General features: G+C 65.1%; 17 protein-coding genes and 1 riboswitch. Of the genes, 8 read left to right on the plus strand and 9 right to left on the minus strand.

Going from position 1 to position 17,545, the window contains the following annotated elements; all coding sequences use genetic code 11:
• The first annotated feature begins 9 nt into the window (after positions 1-9).
• Entirely contained in the window at positions 10-789 is a 780-nt protein-coding gene (gene crc, locus NAV27_RS10545) for a catabolite repression control protein Crc (RefSeq protein WP_102829049.1), read from the plus strand.
• A 63-nt stretch (positions 790-852) separates the two neighbouring features.
• Here crc and NAV27_RS10550 read toward each other — a convergent pair whose 3' ends face one another.
• Positions 853-1,221, minus strand: a complete 369-nt coding sequence (locus tag NAV27_RS10550; protein WP_043297858.1) for a DUF4870 domain-containing protein — start codon at positions 1,219-1,221, stop codon at positions 853-855.
• Positions 1,222-1,232: 11 nt separating this feature from the next.
• Positions 1,233-1,955 carry a ribonuclease PH gene (gene rph, locus NAV27_RS10555; protein WP_054094410.1) on the minus strand — a complete coding sequence of 241 codons (723 nt, stop codon included), beginning with the start codon at positions 1,953-1,955 and terminating at the stop codon, positions 1,233-1,235.
• 144 nt (positions 1,956-2,099) lie between these two features.
• On the opposite strand from rph, the gene NAV27_RS10560 reads away from it, so the two are divergent.
• Together NAV27_RS10560 and gmk are read left to right on the plus strand one after the other, a co-directional pair.
• Positions 2,100-2,963: a YicC/YloC family endoribonuclease gene (locus NAV27_RS10560; RefSeq protein WP_077682735.1), complete on the plus strand. Its 864-nt coding sequence runs from the start codon at positions 2,100-2,102 to the stop codon at positions 2,961-2,963.
• A 68-nt stretch (positions 2,964-3,031) separates the two neighbouring features.
• Positions 3,032-3,652 carry a guanylate kinase gene (gene gmk / locus NAV27_RS10565; protein ID WP_043297855.1) on the plus strand — a complete coding sequence of 207 codons (621 nt, stop codon included), beginning with the start codon at positions 3,032-3,034 and terminating at the stop codon, positions 3,650-3,652.
• 55 nt (positions 3,653-3,707) lie between these two features.
• Here the strand turns inward: gmk and thiC are convergent, their stop codons facing one another.
• On the minus strand, positions 3,708-5,591 hold the full coding sequence (thiC, locus tag NAV27_RS10570; RefSeq protein ID WP_102829050.1) for a phosphomethylpyrimidine synthase ThiC: 1,884 nt from the start codon (positions 5,589-5,591) through the stop codon (positions 3,708-3,710).
• A gap of 99 nt (positions 5,592-5,690) precedes the next feature.
• Positions 5,691-5,797: riboswitch (TPP riboswitch) on the minus strand.
• Positions 5,798-5,959: 162 nt separating this feature from the next.
• On the opposite strand from thiC, the gene NAV27_RS10575 reads away from it, so the two are divergent.
• Positions 5,960-7,408, plus strand: a complete 1,449-nt coding sequence (locus NAV27_RS10575) for a TolC family outer membrane protein (RefSeq protein WP_043297853.1) — start codon at positions 5,960-5,962, stop codon at positions 7,406-7,408.
• Between the two features lie 43 nt (positions 7,409-7,451).
• On the opposite strand, the gene waaA is transcribed toward NAV27_RS10575, so the two are convergent.
• Positions 7,452-8,744, minus strand: coding sequence for a lipid IV(A) 3-deoxy-D-manno-octulosonic acid transferase (gene waaA / locus NAV27_RS10580; RefSeq protein ID WP_102829051.1), 1,293 nt, complete (start codon positions 8,742-8,744; stop codon positions 7,452-7,454).
• 203 nt (positions 8,745-8,947) lie between these two features.
• Here waaA and NAV27_RS10585 point away from each other — a divergent pair, with 203 nt between their 5' ends.
• Positions 8,948-9,703: an NRDE family protein gene (locus NAV27_RS10585; protein WP_102829052.1), complete on the plus strand. Its 756-nt coding sequence runs from the start codon at positions 8,948-8,950 to the stop codon at positions 9,701-9,703.
• A 13-nt stretch (positions 9,704-9,716) separates the two neighbouring features.
• On the opposite strand, the gene ptsP is transcribed toward NAV27_RS10585, so the two are convergent.
• Complete coding sequence (ptsP, locus tag NAV27_RS10590) at positions 9,717-11,990, minus strand: phosphoenolpyruvate--protein phosphotransferase (protein ID WP_008568429.1); 2,274 nt, start codon at positions 11,988-11,990, stop codon at positions 9,717-9,719.
• Positions 11,991-12,015: 25 nt separating this feature from the next.
• Positions 12,016-12,495 (minus strand): RNA pyrophosphohydrolase, encoded by a 480-nt coding sequence (locus NAV27_RS10595; protein ID WP_003286151.1) that lies wholly within the window; start codon positions 12,493-12,495, stop codon positions 12,016-12,018.
• 178 nt (positions 12,496-12,673) lie between these two features.
• Between NAV27_RS10595 and NAV27_RS10600 the strand changes: the two genes are divergently transcribed.
• On the plus strand, positions 12,674-13,327 hold the full coding sequence (locus NAV27_RS10600) for a histidinol-phosphatase (protein ID WP_008568430.1): 654 nt from the start codon (positions 12,674-12,676) through the stop codon (positions 13,325-13,327).
• A gap of 10 nt (positions 13,328-13,337) precedes the next feature.
• Here NAV27_RS10600 and NAV27_RS10605 read toward each other — a convergent pair whose 3' ends face one another.
• Positions 13,338-13,778, minus strand: coding sequence for a DUF2269 family protein (locus NAV27_RS10605; RefSeq protein WP_102829053.1), 441 nt, complete (start codon positions 13,776-13,778; stop codon positions 13,338-13,340).
• A gap of 21 nt (positions 13,779-13,799) precedes the next feature.
• Positions 13,800-15,335, minus strand: coding sequence for a threonine ammonia-lyase, biosynthetic (gene ilvA / locus NAV27_RS10610; RefSeq protein WP_083862499.1), 1,536 nt, complete (start codon positions 15,333-15,335; stop codon positions 13,800-13,802).
• Positions 15,336-15,480: 145 nt separating this feature from the next.
• Between ilvA and rpiA the strand changes: the two genes are divergently transcribed.
• Together rpiA and NAV27_RS10620 are read left to right on the plus strand one after the other, a co-directional pair.
• On the plus strand, positions 15,481-16,152 hold the full coding sequence (gene rpiA / locus NAV27_RS10615) for a ribose-5-phosphate isomerase RpiA (RefSeq protein ID WP_102829054.1): 672 nt from the start codon (positions 15,481-15,483) through the stop codon (positions 16,150-16,152).
• Positions 16,153-16,238: 86 nt separating this feature from the next.
• Positions 16,239-16,586, plus strand: coding sequence for a YegP family protein (locus tag NAV27_RS10620; RefSeq protein ID WP_008568435.1), 348 nt, complete (start codon positions 16,239-16,241; stop codon positions 16,584-16,586).
• Between the two features lie 10 nt (positions 16,587-16,596).
• Here NAV27_RS10620 and NAV27_RS10625 read toward each other — a convergent pair whose 3' ends face one another.
• Positions 16,597-17,505 carry an SdiA-regulated domain-containing protein gene (locus NAV27_RS10625; protein ID WP_102829055.1) on the minus strand — a complete coding sequence of 303 codons (909 nt, stop codon included), beginning with the start codon at positions 17,503-17,505 and terminating at the stop codon, positions 16,597-16,599.
• Positions 17,506-17,545: the final 40 nt, after the last annotated feature.

A 17,545-nucleotide genomic window follows, 5' to 3' on the forward strand; every position in this document is an offset into this window, starting at 1 on the left:
GGGCCATTTATGCGGATCATCAGCGTCAACGTGAATGGCATTCAAGCGGCAGCACAGCGGGGTTTGCTCAGCTGGCTGCAAGCGCAGAATGCCGATGTCATCTGCCTGCAGGATACCCGCGCCTCTGTATTGGAACTCGATGATCCGGCGTACCAGCTGGACGGCTATTTCCTCTATGCCTGCGACGCCGAAATCCCCGAACAGGGCGGTGTGGCGCTGTATTCGCGACTGCAGCCCAAGGCAGTGATCATGGGGCTCGGCTTCGAGACGGCGGATCGCTACGGACGCTACCTGCAGGCGGACTTCGACAAGGTCAGCATCGCCAGCCTGCTACTGCCGACCGGGCAGGATGGCGACGCCAACCTGAATCAGAAATTCAAGTTCATGGACGATTTCGCCCACTACCTGGACAAGCAGCGTCGCAAGCGTCGCGAGTACCTGTATTGCGGTTCGCTGTACGTCGCGCATCAGAAGCTCGACGTGAAGAACTGGCGCGACTGCCAGCAGAGCCCGGGCTTCCTCGCTCCCGAACGTGCCTGGCTGGACGAGATCTTCGGCAACATGGGGTACGTCGATGCGCTGCGCGAGGTCAATCGCGAGGGCGACCTGTTCAGCTGGTGGCCGGATACCGAGCAGGCAGAGATGCTCAACCTGGGTTGGCGCTTCGACTACCAGATTCTCACCTCGGGGCTGCGTCGCTTCGTGCGTGGTGCCCGTCTGCCGCGCCAGCCGCGCTTCTCGCAGCACGCGCCGCTGATCGTCGACTATGACTGGACGCTGAGCGTCTAGAGTCCACTGCAGGAGAACCTGGCGCCGGATGCGCCAGGTTCGATCGGCACCTGCGGTTCGCGATTACTTGATCAATCGCCAGCAGAACGGATAGCGGTAGGGCTTGCCTTCGTTGGCCCGGATACCGGCGATGATCACCAGCACCAGCGCCACCACGCTGACCAGGGCCATCAGCGGAAAGCCGATGAGAATCCAGGCGAGCAGTGCACAGATCATCATCACGATGCTGAAGGTGATCTGGAAGTTCAGCGCTTCCTTGCCCTGTTGATCGACGAACGGATCCAGATCCTTCTTCAGCTGCCAGACGATCAGCGGACCGATGACGTTGCCGATCATCGGCGCGAGGAACCAGAAGAACGCCGAGTAATGGCAGAACATCGCCCACTGGCGCGCTTCGCGGCTGGGCAACGGCATCAACTCCTGATCGCTCATGGCTGCACCACTCAGTCAGCCAGCGCCACGCGCTGCAGCTCGAACAGATCGCGCATGCCGCTCTGGGCCAGCTCGAGCATGGCGGTCAGCTCGTGCGGCTGGAACGGCGCGCCCTCGGCAGTGCCCTGCACCTCGATGAAACCACCGGCGTCGGTCATCACCACGTTGAGGTCGGTCTCAGCCGCCGAATCCTCGAGATAGTCGAGATCGAGCACCGGCTGCCCCTGATACATGCCGACGGAGACCGCGGCCACCATCTGCTTGACCGGATCGCCGCCCTTCAGCCCGCCACGCTGCTTCAGCACCTTCAGCGCGTCGACCAGCGCGACCATCGCGCCGGTGATCGAGGCCGTACGCGTGCCGCCATCGGCCTGGATTACATCGCAGTCGATGAACAGGGTGTTCTCGCCCAGCTTGCTCATGTCCAGCGCCGCACGCAGCGAACGACCAATCAACCGCTGGATCTCCAGGGTGCGCCCGCCCTGCTTGCCACGCGCGGCTTCGCGCTGATTGCGCTCGCCGGTGGCGCGCGGCAGCATGCCGTACTCGGCCGTCAGCCAGCCCTGCCCCTGCCCCTTGAGGAAACGCGGTACGCCCGACTCGATACTTGCAGTGCAGATGACCCGGGTGTCGCCGAACTCGACCAGCACCGAACCTTCGGCATGCTTGGTGTAATTGCGCGTGATACGGATCGAGCGCAGCTGATCGGCGGCACGGCCACTGGGACGCTTCATGTAGGTACATCCTGCTTCGGGGTAAGAGTGCCGGGCATTATAGAAGGCTTGTCCGCAAAAGGGGCCGATTGCCGCCGCAACCCCGCCGACGGTTTTTCCTTTACAATCCTCCGCCTTTCGCCATCCGCATCGAGAGGTCTCCCGATGGTCCACAGCATGACGGCCTTCGCCCGCAGCGAGCTGGCCGGCCCCCACGGCACCCTCAGCTGGGAAATCCGCTCGGTCAATCATCGCTACCTGGAACCGCACCTGCGCTTGCCGGAGACCTTTCGCGACCTCGAGGGCGCGGTGCGCGAAGCCCTGCGCAAAGGACTGTCGCGCGGCAAGGTCGAATGCACCCTGCGCTTCGCCGAGGATGCCGGCCGCGGCGAGCTGCAGCTCGACCGCGAACGCGCCAGTCAGCTGATCGCCGCGGCCGAAAGCGTAGCCGCGCTGATCAGGCAGCCGGCGCCGATCGACCCGCTGCAGGTGCTCGGCTGGCCCGGCGTACTGGTTGGCGATGCAATCGACCCACAGGCGCTGAACCAGAGTGCCCTGCAACTGTTCCACGACGCCCTGGCGCAGCTCAGGGAAGGCCGCCAGCGCGAAGGCGAGGAACTGGCCAGGCTGCTCGACGATCGCCTGGACGGCATGCTCGTCGAAGTCGCCACGCTGCGCGAGCAGGTGCCGCAAATGCTTGCCGCCCAGCGACAGAAGGTGCTCGACCGCTGCGCGGAGATGCAGGTCGAGCTCGATCCGCAGCGCCTGGAACAGGAAATGGTCCTGCTGGCGCAGAAGAGCGACGTCGCCGAAGAACTCGACCGCCTCGCCACCCATGTCGGTGAAGTGCGCCGAGTACTCAAGACCGGCGGCGCGGCCGGGCGGCGCCTGGACTTCCTGATGCAGGAACTCAACCGCGAAGCCAACACCCTCGGCTCCAAGGCGTTCGATCCGCGCAGCACCCAGGCGGCGGTCAACCTCAAGGTGCTGATCGAGCAAATGCGCGAGCAAGTGCAGAACATCGAATAGCCGGCGGGCACGCACAACCGCCGGGCTATTGTCACAGTCAGATATTCATCGAGTTCCAGGAAACCGTCATGTCCGCCACAACCGGCACGCTCTATATCGTTTCCGCGCCTTCCGGGGCCGGCAAGACCAGTCTGGTCAAGGCACTGATCGATGCCCAGCCGCAGGTCCGGGTGTCGGTATCGCATACCACCCGCGCCATGCGCCCGGGCGAGGTCGACGGGGTCAACTACCACTTCGTCAGCCGCGAGGACTTTCTCGAACGTCTCGAACGCGACGAATTCCTCGAGCATGCCGAAGTGTTCGGCAACCTCTACGGCACCTCGCAACGCTGGCTGGAACAGACCCTCGCCGAAGGCTACGACCTGATTCTGGAGATCGACTGGCAAGGCGCCCAGCAGGTGCGCCGGCTGATGCCGCAGGCCAAATCGATCTTCATTCTGCCGCCGACGCAGGAGGCCCTGCGCCAGCGCCTGAACAACCGCGGCCAGGACAGCGACGAGATCATCGAACGGCGCATGCGCGAAGCGGTCAGCGAGATGAGCCACTACGTCGAATACGACTATCTGGTGATCAACGACGATTTCGCCCACGCGCTGATCGATCTGCAGGCGATCTTCCGCGCCAATCAGCTCCGGCAGCCGGCTCAGCAGCAGCGCCATGCGCGTTTGCTGAGCGATCTGCTGGCCTAGAAACGCAGAACCCCGGCGGCGTGTCGAAGCCGGGGTTCATTTCGTCACCGCCGGATCACACCTGGCGGTAGATCACCGACCCTTCGTCCTTGAAGCGCTCGGCCTGCTCGGCGAAGCCTGCCTCGATGGCCTTCTGCTCGTCGGTCAGGCCGTTCTCGGCAGCGTACTCGCGCACCTCCTGGGTGATCTTCATCGAGCAGAACTTCGGCCCGCACATCGAGCAGAAGTGCGCGACCTTGGCCGAATCCTTGGGCAGCGTCTCGTCGTGGAAACTGCGCGCGGTGTCCGGGTCCAGGCCGAGGTTGAACTGGTCTTCCCAGCGGAACTCGAAGCGCGCCTTGCTCAAGGCGTTGTCGCGGATCTGCGCGCCCGGATGACCCTTGGCGAGGTCCGCGGCGTGCGCGGCGATCTTGTAGGTGATGATGCCGGTCTTCACGTCATCCTTGTTCGGCAGACCCAGGTGTTCCTTCGGGGTGACGTAGCAGAGCATCGCGCAGCCGAACCAGCCGATCATCGCCGCGCCGATGCCACTGGTGATGTGGTCGTAGCCCGGGGCGATATCGGTGGTCAGCGGCCCGAGGGTGTAGAACGGCGCCTCGTCGCAGCACTCTAGCTGCTTGTCCATGTTCTCCTTGATCATGTGCATCGGTACGTGGCCCGGACCTTCGATCATGCACTGCACGTCGTGCTTCCAGGCGATCTTGGTCAGCTCGCCGAGCGTTTCCAGCTCACCGAACTGCGCGGCGTCGTTGGCGTCGGCAATCGAGCCCGGACGCAGGCCATCGCCCAGCGAGAAGCTGACGTCGTAGGCCTTCATGATTTCGCAGATATCGTCGAAGTGGGTGTAGAGGAAGTTTTCCTTGTGATGCGCCAGGCACCACTTGGCCATGATCGAGCCACCGCGACTGACGATGCCGGTAACGCGCTTGGCGGTCAGTGGCACGTAGCGCAGCAGCACGCCGGCGTGGATGGTGAAGTAGTCCACGCCCTGTTCGGCCTGTTCGATCAGGGTGTCGCGGAACAGCTCCCAGGTCAGGTCCTCGGCGATGCCGCCAACCTTTTCCAGTGCCTGGTAGATCGGCACCGTGCCGATCGGCACCGGCGAGTTGCGGATGATCCACTCACGGGTCTCGTGGATGTGCTTGCCGGTGGACAGGTCCATGACCGTGTCCGAGCCCCAGCGGATGCCCCAGGTCAGCTTGGCGACTTCTTCCTCGATGGAAGAACCGAGCGCCGAGTTGCCGATGTTGCCGTTGATCTTCACCAGGAAGTTGCGGCCGATGATCATCGGCTCCAGCTCGGTGTGGTTGATGTTGGCCGGGATGATCGCGCGGCCGCGGGCGACTTCGCTGCGGACGAATTCCGCGGTGATTTCCTTCGGAATGCTGGCGCCGAAGCTCTGGCCGGCGTGCTGTTCCTTGAGCAGGCCCGCCTCGCGCGCTTCGGCCAGCTTCATGTTCTCGCGGATGGCGACGTATTCCATCTCGGGCGTGATGATGCCCTGCTTGGCGTAGTGCATCTGGGTGACGTTGTGCCCGGCCTTGGCGCGGCGCGGGTTGCGCACGTGAGCGAAGCGCATGGCAGTCAGTTCGGCGTCGTCCAGGCGACGCTGGCCGAATTCGGAGGACAGCCCCGGCAGCCTCTCGGTGTCGCCGCGCTCCTCGATCCAGGCGCTGCGCACGTCGGCCAGGCCCTTGCGCACGTCGATGGTCACGTTCGGATCGGTGTAGGGGCCGGAGGTGTCGTAGACGGTGACCGGCGCGTTGATCTCGCCACCGAAGGCGGTCGGAGTGACGTCCAGGCTGATCTCGCGCATCGGCACACGGATATCCGGGCGCGAACCCTGCACGTAGACCTTCTGCGAACGCGGGAACGGCTGGATGGATTGCTGATCGACCTGGGCGCTTTCGCTCAGATTCTTGTTGCTTTGCACGCTCATGGGCTTCTCCACGGGAAATGTCGGAGCGAACCTGAGCAACACGGCGGGTCAGGGGCATCGGGGTGCGCCGGAACTGGCGCCGAGAGCCTCGCCGGCAACTGGCGAGTACATCTTGTTCCCTACGCAGGCCTTAACCTGATCAGGTTCAACGGGATCCGGAACTTTCCGATCTCAGCCTTCGCATCAAGGCACCCCGACAAGAACGCCGTCGAGTCTAATCAAGAGCCGCGGGAAAAACCACGCCGGTGCGGCCGCAAGCCGACCGTTCGGTCATTTTTCCCCGCCGCACGCCGTGCAATCGCTGCGCCTTGACCCTCCCTGGCCCGCCGCTTAGCCTTGCCCATCACTTCAATTCAGGATGAGCCGAGATGCTGCACAGACTTCCCCTGGCCATCGCCGTGGCAGCCATCTTCGCCGGGACGGCCTTGGCCGAAACCCCGCTCGCCAGCCGTACCGATCTGGTCAGCGTCTACCAGCATGCGGTCGACAACAACGCCGACCTCGCGGCCGCCCGTGCGCAGTTCCGCGCGCGCCAAGAGGTGGTGCCGCAGGCACGTGCCGGGTTGCTGCCCAATCTCAGCGCCGGCGCCGAACTGAGCGACACTGAAACGGATGTCGACACTCATCTGGGCTCGCGCTCGCTGTCGCGCAGCGGCACCGCCTACCAGGCAACGCTGAGCCAGCCGCTGTTCCGCGCCGATCGCTGGTTCCAACTCAAAGCCGCCGAGGCCATCAGCGAGCAGGCGGCGCTGGAGTACTCCATCGCCGAACAGGACCTGATCCTGCAGAGCGCGCAAGCCTACTTCGCCGTGCTGCGCGCGCAGGACAACCTCGCCGCATTGAAGGCCGAGGAAGCGGCGTTCAAGCGGCAGCTGGACCAGGCCAACGAACGCTTCGAGGTCGGCCTGTCCGATCGTACCGACGTACTCGAGGCCCAGGCCGGTTTCGATACCGCACGCGCCAATCGCCTCATTGCCCAGCGTCAAGTCGACGATGCGTTCCAGGCCCTGTTCACCCTGACCAACCGCGAGTACCTCGCGCTCGAAGGCATCCGCCACAGTCTGCCGGTGCTGGCGCCGACACCGAACGACGCCGGCGCCTGGGTCGACACCGCCAGCCGGCAAAACCTCAATCTGCTGGCCGTGAACTATGCCGTGACCGCCGCCGAAGAAACCCTGCGCCAGCGCCGCGCCGGCCACGCGCCGACGCTCGATGCGGTGGCGTCATACCGCAAGGGCGACAACGACGCGCTGGGTTTCTCCAACAGCGGCATGAGCGATGCGCTGCCGAACTATCCGCGCTACACCGGCGATGCCGAGCAGCGCAGCATCGGCCTGCAACTGAACATCCCACTGTACAGCGGCGGCCTGACGCGTTCGCAGAGCCGCGAAGCCTTCCACCTGCTCAGCCAGAGCGAACAGCAGCGCGAGAGCCTGCGGCGCCAGGTTGTCGAAGCCACGCGCAACCTGCATCGTGCGGTGAACACCGACATCGAGCAGGTGCAGGCGCGCCGGCAGTCGATCATCTCCAACCAGAGCGCACTGGAAGCCACGGAGATCGGCTATCAGGTGGGCACGCGCAACATCGTCGACGTGCTCGACACCCAGCGCCGGCTGTACGCCGCCGTGCGCGATTACAACAACGCCCGCTACGACTACATTCTCGACAATCTGCGTCTGAAACAGGCCGCCGGTACGCTGAACCCGGACGACCTGCAGCAGCTGGCCGCCTACCTCAAGCCCGACTACGACCCGGACAGCGACTTCCTGCCGACGGACCTGCCACAGACCATCGGCCAGCCCGTACGCATCGACTGAAACAACGGCGACCGCGAGCGGCGGACAGCGCGCCGGACGCGAATTACCTCGGCGGAGGCTCCGCGCGGTCGGCGAGCAGGCGCGCCAAGGCGGCCAGCAAGCGCTGCAGCGCACCCTGATTGGCTTTGAGCACCGTCAGCCCAGCCGCGCGCATGCGCTCGGCGCTGACCGGCTCGCGCCACAACCGGTCGACACCATCGGCCAGTTCGGCGGCATCGGCCACTTCCAGCAGCGCGCCGGCCGCGCGCAACTGAGCCGATATCTCGAGGAAATTGAACAGGTGCGGGCCACTGAGCACGGGTTTGCCCAGCGCCGCCGGTTCCAGCAGGTTGTGTCCACCGTTGGGCACCAGGCTCCCGCCGACGAAGGCAATGTCCGCCAGCGCATAGAGAAACAGCAGCTCGCCCATGGTGTCGCCGAGCAGCACCTGGGTGTGCGCAGTGACGTCCTCGCCCTGCGAGCGCCGGACCGTGGCGAAACCCTGCTGACGGCACAGCTCGGCCATCGCCGCAAAGCGCTCCGGATGGCGCGGCACCAGGATCAGCAGTGCCTGTGGATGCCGCTCCAGCAAGCGCCAATGCGCGGCCAGGACGATCTCGTCTTCACCGGCATGGGTGCTCGCCGCGATCCACACCGGCCGCTGCACCGCATCCCACTGCGTGCGCAGCTCGCTCGCGCGCGCCAATAGCGCCGGATCGATGGTCAGATCGAACTTGATCGAGCCGGTGATCTCGACACACTCGCTGCGCGCGCCCAGCGCGAGAAAGCGCTCCGCCTCGGCAGCCGTCTGCACGGCGATCAGACTCAGCTCGCCCAGCATCGGTGCCGTCAAGCGGGCGAAACGGGCATAACCGCGCGCCGAGCGTTCGGACAGCCGCGCATTGGCCAATGCCACCGGAATGCCGCGCCGCGCGCATTGATGGATATGGTTGGGCCACAGCTCGGTTTCCATCACCACCGCCAGCCGTGGCCGGGCACGCTCGAGAAAGCGTGCTGCCGCCCAGGGCAGGTCATAGGGCAGATAGCAGTGCTGCACGCGGTCACCGAACAAGGCGCGGATTCGCTCGGAGCCGGTTGGTGTCATGCAGGTGACGGTGATCGGCAGGTCGGGATGGCGCGCCATCAGCTCGCGGATCAGTGGCGCCGCAGCAATGCTCTCGCCCACCGACACCGCATGCAGCCAGATGCCGCCGGGTTCGAGCGGCGGCAGACCGATGGCGAAGCGCTCGCCGATGCGCCGCGCATAGGCCGGCGCCCGCCACGCGCGCCAGAGCAGGCGCAGGATCACCAGCGGCAGGCCGAGGTGGAACAGCAGGGTATAGAGGGTGCGATTCATGGGGGCGCAGTTTACTCGAAAGCAGCGCTGCCGCCGCGCCCCGGTTGCTCACCAGCGAAGGCCGGCGCCGCCCCGCGAACAGCCGCAAGCATGGCCCCTCAATCGCTCGGATGGCGCGGTACTGGACCGTCTGGACGACCGGCCTTGAGGCTGCCTCGCCTTTTCGTCTAGCCTGCCCATCCACCCGTTCTTTCCGGTGCCTCATGTGCCTGATCGTTTTCGCCTGGCGCCCCGGGCACGCGCTGCCGCTGCTGCTGGCCGCAAACCGTGACGAGTTCCACGCCCGCCCTAGCCTGCCGCTGGCCGCCTGGGAGGATGCTCCTTCCATCATCGGCGGGCGCGATCTGCTGGCAGGCGGCACCTGGTTGGGCGTGCGTCCCGATGGCCGCTTCGCCGCGCTGACCAACATCCGCATCGGCGGTCAGCCAGCCGGCCGACGCAGCCGCGGCGAGCTGGTGGAGCGTTACCTGCGCGGCGAGCTGGCGCCGGCCGATTATCTTGCCGGGCTGAGCGCAGGCATCGAGGACTATGCCGGCTTCAACCTGCTGGTTGGTACCGCGCGAGAGCTCTGGCATTTCAATTCCCAGTCCGCGACGCCGCGACGACTCGAGGCTGGCGTCTATGGCCTGTGCAACGCCGATCTGGATACGCCCTGGCCGAAGTTGCGCCGAGCGCGCACCGCATTGGCCACCCGGCTGGAGCTGGCCGACACCGAGTCGCTGCTGCAACTGCTGGACGACCATGAGCGGGCGCCCGATGCGGAGCTGCCGAGCACCGGCGTGCCGCTGGAATGGGAGCGTCTGTTATCGAGCGTCTTCATCGCCAGCAGCGAATACGGCACGCGCGCCAGTACCGCGCTGCTGCGCTGGCAGAACGGTGCACTGGATATCCATGAACGGCGTTTCGGTCCGGACGGGTTGCTCGGCGATACGCACTATCGCCTGCCGGCGCGCGACTGAGCCAACCGCCGCGTCACACCGCGGCGGAAGGGTTGATCAGGCGATTCAGACCAAGATTGCGCAGCGTCAGCTGCACCGTGGCGTGGATCACCTGCGGGCTGTCGAGCACCATCACCCGCGCCAGCAGTTCGCGGGCGGTCTGCAGGCTGACCTGGCGCAGCAGCCACTTGACCTTGGGCAGGTTGGTGGCGTTCATCGACAGGCTGTCGAAACCCATCGCCAGCAGCAGCATGGCGGCGGCCGGATCGCCGGCCATCTCGCCGCAGATACTCACCGGGCGTCCCTCGGCATGCGCCTCGTGAACCACGCGCTGCAGGGCCTCGAGCACGGCCGGATGCAGATAGTCGTAGAGATCGGCCACGCGCGGATTGTTGCGGTCGACCGCGAGCAGGTACTGGGTCAGATCGTTGGAGCCGACCGAGATGAAGTCCACCAGACGCGCCAGCTCGCGCGTCAGGTAGACCGCCGCGGGCACCTCGATCATCACGCCCACCGGCGGCATCTGCACGTCCAGGCCTTCGTCGCGCACCTCGCCCCAGGCGCGGTGAATCAGGTGCAGCGCCTCTTCCAACTCGCGCAGCCCGGAAATCATCGGCAGCAGGATACGCAGGTTATTCAGCCCGACACTGGCCTTGAGCATCGCACGGGTCTGCAGCAGGAAGATTTCCGGGTGATCCAGCGTGACGCGGATGCCGCGCCAGCCGAGGAACGGATTCTCTTCCTTGATCGGGAAATACGGCAGCGACTTGTCGCCACCAATGTCCAGGCTGCGCATGGTGACAGGCAGCGGATGGAACGCCTCCAGCTGCTCGCGATAGATCGCCATCTGTTCCTTTTCGCTGGGGAAGCGCTCCTTGATCATGAAGGGCACTTCGGTGCGATACAGGCCGACGCCCTCGGCGCCACGCTCCTGCGCGCGCACCACATCGGCGAGCAGGCCGGTGTTGACCCACAGCGGGATACGCCGGCCATCGGTGGTCTCGCAAGGCAGCTCGCGCAGCACGTCGAGCCCTTCGGAGAGCTGGCGTTCCTGCTCGGCGAGCACTGCGTACTGTTCGCGCAGCACCTTGCCGGGGTTGGTGATGATCTCGCCGCGATAGCCGTCGATGATCAGCTCGATGCCGTCGACCTTCGAATACGGCAGATCGACCGCGCCCATCACCGTGGGAATGCCCATCGCCCGCGCCAGAATCGCCACGTGCGAGTTACTCGAGCCGAGCACCGACACCATGCCGGCGAGCTTGCCTTCGGGCACCTCGCCGAGCATCGCCGGTGATAGCTCCTCGCTGACCAGGATGGTCTTGTCCGGGTAGGTAAGCGTCTGCTGGCGGGCCTCCTGCAGGTAGGAGAGCAGGCGGCGGCCGATGTCCTTGACGTCCGAGGCGCGCTCGCGCAGGTAGGCGTCGTCCATCAGCTCGAAACGCCGCACGTGCTCGGTCACCACCTGGCGCAGCGCACCCTGCGCCCACTGGCCGGTACGGATGACCTTGGCCACCTCGCCGGCCAGCGCCGAGTCGTCGAGCATCATCAGGTAGACGTCGAACAGCGCGCGCTCTTCCTTGCGCATCTGGTTGGCGAGCTTCTCGGACAGCGCACGCATGTCCGCGCGTACCGCCTCGAGCGCCGTCTCGAACAGCGCCAGCTCGGCACCGATGTCATCGACGGTCTTGTCCGGTACCACGTCCAGATCGGCCGGCGGCAGCACCACCACCGCGGTGCCGACACAGGCACCCGGCGCGCCGGGAATGCCGACGAAACGCGTTTCCTGGATACCCTTGCCCTGGCGACCGAGGCCGCGGATCGAGCCAGTCGCCTCGGCATGGGCGATGACACCGGCGAGCTGTGCGCTCATGGTGACGAGAAATGCCTCCTCCCCTTCATCGAACTGCCGGCGCTCTCTCTGCTGGATAACCAGCACGCCCATTACCCGTCGATGGTGGATGATCGGTGCACCGAGGAAGGACGCGTAACGCTCCTCGCCGGTTTCGGCGAAGTAGCGATAGCGCGGGTGTTCGGAGGCATGCTCGAGGTTGAGCGGCTCCTCGCGGGTGCCGACCAGGCCGACCAGACCTTCGTTGGGCGCCATGCTGACCTTGCCGATGGCGCGCTTGTTCAGGCCCTCGGTGGCCATCAGCACGAAGCGTTCGGTTTCCGGATCGAGCAGATAGACCGAGCAGACATGGCTGCCCATGGCCTCCTTGACTCTCAGCACGATGATGCCCAATGCCGCCTTGAGGTCCTTGGCGGCGTTCACTTCCTGGACAATCTTGCGCAGCGTGCCGAGCATGCTCAGAGGCTTTCTCCCCGATTTTTCAGTCCCGCACGGGTAGGCGCGGTGCGAGTTCTTTGAGTGCGCGACGGTAGACCTCGCGCTTGAAGGTGACGACCTGGCCCAGCGGATACCAGTAACTGACCCAGCGCCAACCATCGAATTCGGGTTTGCCGGTCAGATCCATACGCACCCGTTCTTCGGCGCCGGTCAGGCGCAGCAGAAACCACTTCTGCTTCTGGCCAATGCACAGCGGCTGGCTGTGCGTACGCACCAGACGCTGCGGCAGACGATAGCGCAACCAGCCACGGGTGCAGGCGAGGATGTTCACATCCCGCTCTTCCAGCCCGACTTCCTCGTTCAGTTCGCGGTACAGCGCTTCTTCGGGCGTCTCGCGCGGGTTGATGCCACCCTGCGGAAACTGCCAGGCGTCCTGGTTGATCCGCCGCGCCCACAGCACCTGTCCGACATCATTGGTGAGGATGATGCCGACATTCGGGCGAAAACCATCGGAATCGATCACGGCTAGCAACCTCGCAAACGCATGTCGCCGCATTGTTCCACAAAACGGCGATCAGCCGAAAGCGCGGCACGCCGCCAGTTTCCGCATCATCGGGCGCCGCCAAGCGCGAGCAGGTCTGGCGCCGCCGCCACATTTGGTTATGCTGGCGCCGCCATTCATCTTGCGAAGGAATCCATCCGTGCGCCTGGCCCTATTCGATCTCGACAATACCCTGCTGGCCGGTGACAGCGATCATGCCTGGGGGGAGTTTCTCTGCCAGCGCGGCCTGGTAGACGTCGACACCTATCGTGCGCGCAATGACGCCTTCTATCAGGACTACCTCGACGGCAAGCTCGACGTGCACGCCTATCAGAATTTCTGCCAGGAAATTCTCGGCCGCACCGACATGCCGCAGCTGGCGCAATGGCACGCGGACTTCATGCGCGAGCATATCGAGCCGATCGTGCTGGCCAAGGGCGAGGCGCTGGTGCGTCAACATCTGGAAGCCGGCGACCGCGTCGCCATCATCACCGCCACCAACCGTTTCATCACCGGCCCGATCGCCGCACGGCTGGGTGTGCAGACCCTCCTGGCCACCGAGTGCGAAATGCAGGACGGCCGCTACACGGGGCGTCTGATCGACATCCCCTGCTTCCAGGAAGGCAAGGTCGAGCGCATCGAGCGCTGGCTCGACGAAAGCGGGCAATCGCTCGAGGGCAGCTACTTCTACAGCGATTCGCGCAACGATCTGCCACTGCTGGAGCGCGTCAGCCATCCGGTCGCGGTCGACCCGGACCCGACCCTGCGCAGCATCGCCGAACAGCGTGGCTGGCAGATCATCTCGCTGCGCTGATGCCGCCGGTTCAGGCCGGCTTAGCGCCCATCAGCGCGCTGATCGCCAGCAGCACCAGCAGGATCAGGCCCGCATAGGACAGGCTGAATCCCAGCAGCCGCGCGGGTGCCGGCGCCTCGCCGAGCGCGACCCAGGCCCGTAGGCGCCCGGCCAGCAGCAGCCCGAGCGGCAGCAGCAGCACGAACAGCAGCGAGCTGACCAGCAGCCACAGCTGGCCCAGCGGCCAGCCGGCCAGATGCACCAGCCACCAGCCGCTCACCGGCAGTGATAGACCGAGCAACGCCAGCAACGGCAGCGACAACCGGCGCGTGCGCCGCAGCTTGCCTTGCAGCACAGCCGCATCGCCGCGACGCCAGCTACGCCAGAGCAACACCAAGTGCGCGGCGATCCCGAGAATCAGCAATACCGCCGAGGCACCGTGGACGATTCGCAGCAGCAGATAGTGGTCCATGCGCTCTCCTTAGACGCCCGCTCAGCCGAGGAATAGCCGATAGGCCGGGTTGTCGCTTTCATCCCAGTAGCGGTAGCCGATCTTTTCCAGCGCCGCCGGCACCAGATGGCGCTCCTCGGCCGGCACCTGCAGGCCGGCGACGACACGGCCATCGGCGGCGCCGTGGTTGCGGTAATGGAACATCGAGATGTTCCAGCGCCCGCCCAGCTTGTTGAGGAAGTTGAACAGCGCGCCGGGGCGCTCGGGGAACTCGAAACGCAGCACCATCTCGTCGCTCACCCCCGCCGCATGGCCGCCGACCATATGGCGGATATGCAGCTTGGCCAGCTCGTTGTCGGTCAGGTCGAGCACCGGAAAGCCCTTGTCACGCAGCCCTTCGACCAGCGCCGCGCGCGGGTCGTTCTCCGGGTGGGTCTGCACACCGACGAAAATGTGCGCCTCGCCATTGGTGTGATAGCGATAGTTGAATTCGGTGATCTGCCGCTTGCCGATCGCCTCGCAGAAGGCCTTGAAACTGCCCGGCTGCTCGGGAATGGTCACGGCGATGATCGCCTCGCGCTTCTCGCCCAGCTCGGCGCGCTCAGCGACGTGGCGCAGGCGGTCGAAGTTGACGTTGGCGCCCGAATCGATGCCTACCAGCACCTGACCGCTAACGCCGTCGCGCTCGACGTACTTCTTGATCCCGGCCACTGCCAGAGCACCGGCCGGCTCGGTGATCGAGCGGGTATCGTCGTAGATGTCCTTGATCGCCGCACAGATCTCGTCGGTGCTGACGGTGATCACCTCGTCGACGTAATGCCTGCAGACATCGAAGGTGTGCTGGCCGATCTGCGCCACCGCGACGCCGTCGGCAAACAGCCCGACCTGCTCGAGCACGACGCGCTCGCCGGCAGCCATGGCCGCCTGCAGGCAGTTGGAGTCGTCCGGCTCGACGCCAATCACCTTGGTCTGCGGATACAGGTATTTCACATACGCCGCGATGCCTGCCACCAGCCCGCCGCCGCCCACCGGCACGAAGATCGCGTCGATCGGCCCCTGGTGCTGACGCAGAATTTCCATCGCCACGGTGCCCTGGCCGGCGATCACGTCGGGATCGTCGTAGGGGTGGATGTAGACCAGCCCTTTCTCCTCGACCAGCTTCAGCGAATAGGCCAGCGCCTCGGGGAACGCATCGCCATGCAGCACCACCTTGCCGCCGCGGGCGCGCACGCCCTGCACTTTCAGCTCCGGCGTGGTCCGCGGCATGACGATGGTGGCCTTGATCCCCAGCTGCTTGGCCGCCAGCGCAACGCCCTGGGCGTGGTTGCCAGCCGATGCAGTGACCACGCCGCGCGCCAGCTCCTCCGGCGACAGCTGCGCCAGTTTGTTATAGGCGCCGCGCACCTTGAAGGAGAACACCGGCTGCAGGTCCTCGCGCTTGAGCAGAATCTGGTTGCCGATACGCTCGGATAGCTGACGGGCGGGTTGTAGCGGAGTTTCGACGGCAACGTCGTAGACGCGCGAGGTGAGGATCTTCTTGACGTAGTGTTCGAGCATTCTGGCTATCTTGGCGGGCATTACGGAGGGATCGGGCGAGTCTACTCCGCGACACCCGCGGCGACCACCGGCAATCGGCCATCCCGGCGCCGGCGCATCCGTCGGGCCAGCCGCCGCCGACTACGGGCTATAATCGACTCCTCGTCAATCCAGCCCCGGACCCTCCATGACCCAGGATCAGCTCAAGCAGGCCGTCGCCCAGGCCGCTGTCGACTACATCGTGCCCAAGCTCAACGACCGCAGCATCGTCGGCGTCGGCACCGGCTCGACCGCCAACTTCTTCATCGATCTGCTGGCCAAGCACAAGGGCTTCTTCGATGGCGCGGTGGCCAGCTCCGAGGCCACCGCCGAGCGCCTGAAGCAGCACGGCATTCCGGTCTACGACCTGAACTCGGTCAGCGAGCTGGAGTTCTACGTCGACGGCGCCGACGAGGCCAACAAGCACCTCGAGCTGATCAAGGGCGGCGGCGCCGCGCTGACCCGCGAGAAGATCGTCGCGGCCGTGGCCAAGACCTTCATCTGCATCGCCGATGGCAGCAAGCTGGTCGAACAGCTCGGCACCTTCCCGCTACCGGTAGAGGTCATTCCGATGGCACGCAGCCATGTCGCCCGCGAGCTGGTGAAGCTTGGCGGCGACCCGGTCTATCGCGACGGCGTGGTGACCGATAACGGCAACGTGATCCTCGACGTGCACAACCTGATGATCGGCTTTGCGCCGGAGCTCGAAGGCAAGATCAACGACATCGTCGGCGTGGTCTGCAACGGACTGTTTGCGATGCGCCCGGCCGATCTGCTGCTGCTCGGCACCGCCAGCGGCGTACAGACGCTGACGCGCTGAAGCGAAGCGGCAGTTTCGCTCGACTGCGGCTACGCTTGTGGATACTGCGCCGGCAACCGGCGCAGCTCGCCACAGGAGGTGTCGCCATGCCCGGCAAGTTCCAGTTGAAGAAAACCGCCAACGGTCAGTTCCATTTCAACCTGCTGGCCAGCAACGGCCAGGTCATTCTCACCAGCGAGCAATACAAAGCTCACGCTTCGGCCGTCAACGGCATCGATTCGGTACGCAAGAACGCCACCCGCGAAGGCGCGTTCGAGATCAAAGAGTCGAGCAGCGGCAAACATTACTTCGTGCTCAAGGCCACCAACGGGCAGATCATCGGCCAGAGCCAGATGTATGCCAGCCTGAGCAGCGCCGAACACGGCTGCGAATCGGTGCGCAATCACGCGCCGGACGCGGCGCTGCAAGATGAAAGTGCCGCACCGGTCGCGTGATCCGCAAAGGCTACTTGCGAAACACGTAGAACAGGTTCGGTTCGCTGACCAGGTACAACGTGCCGTCGGCCGACATGGCGATGCCTTCGGCCTGCGGCACGTCTGCTTCGAGCCCATGCTGACCCGCCGTCAGCCGCAGACTGCTGAGCGGCCGCCCAACCAAATCCAGCTCGACCACCAGCCGCGACTCGTCCGATAGGGCCAGCAGATGACCGCTCGCCTCGTCGTACTGCAGGCTGGAAAGGTCACGCACGAACAGGCCGGCATCGCGCCGGGGATCATCCTGCACGTGCACGGCATAGGGCTCGTTCGGGTCCGCATGTGGGAACCCCTGAATCTCATAGATCCGCAGCGGGTCGCGTTCCTTGGCCACAAAAAGTCGTCGACCAGACGCATCGTAAGCCAACCCTTCGAAACCCTTGTTACCGTTGCGGCCGATCCCAAGCGACAGCTGCCGGACACCGCTCGCATCAATCACCGAGGTGTGCTCGTCGACTTCCACCTGCAACAGGCGCTGCTCGCGCTCGTCACTTATCACGTAGACGCCACGACTCACATACTCGATGGCCTCGGGATCACCAAATCCCTCCAGGCGGACCGAGCGCAGCAGCCGCCCATCCAGACTCAACTCCAGCAACCGCGGATCGCCATTGGTCACCGCAATCAGACTGTTGCGATCCGGATCGTAGGTGAGCGCGGAAAGGTCATCCTCGACCCCCTCTATCACCTGCGCCTGCACGACCGCTCGGTAATCCGGCAGCCATAACGAACGCTCCCGACGCTGATCTGCATAGTGCCACTGCTGAAATTCGAACCAGGCGCGCTCGGGAAGCTGAAAATGCCATGCGGTGATGGCCGAGAGGGTGACCAGCAGAGCGGCCAGGAGAGAAAACGCAACAGATCGCGAGGCTACGTGCATAAGCGGCTTGCTTCCAGACTGAGGTCATCCAGCGTGCCAC

This window comes from Stutzerimonas degradans, assembly GCF_024448505.1.
In the GTDB taxonomy this organism is placed as follows: domain Bacteria; phylum Pseudomonadota; class Gammaproteobacteria; order Pseudomonadales; family Pseudomonadaceae; genus Stutzerimonas; species Stutzerimonas degradans.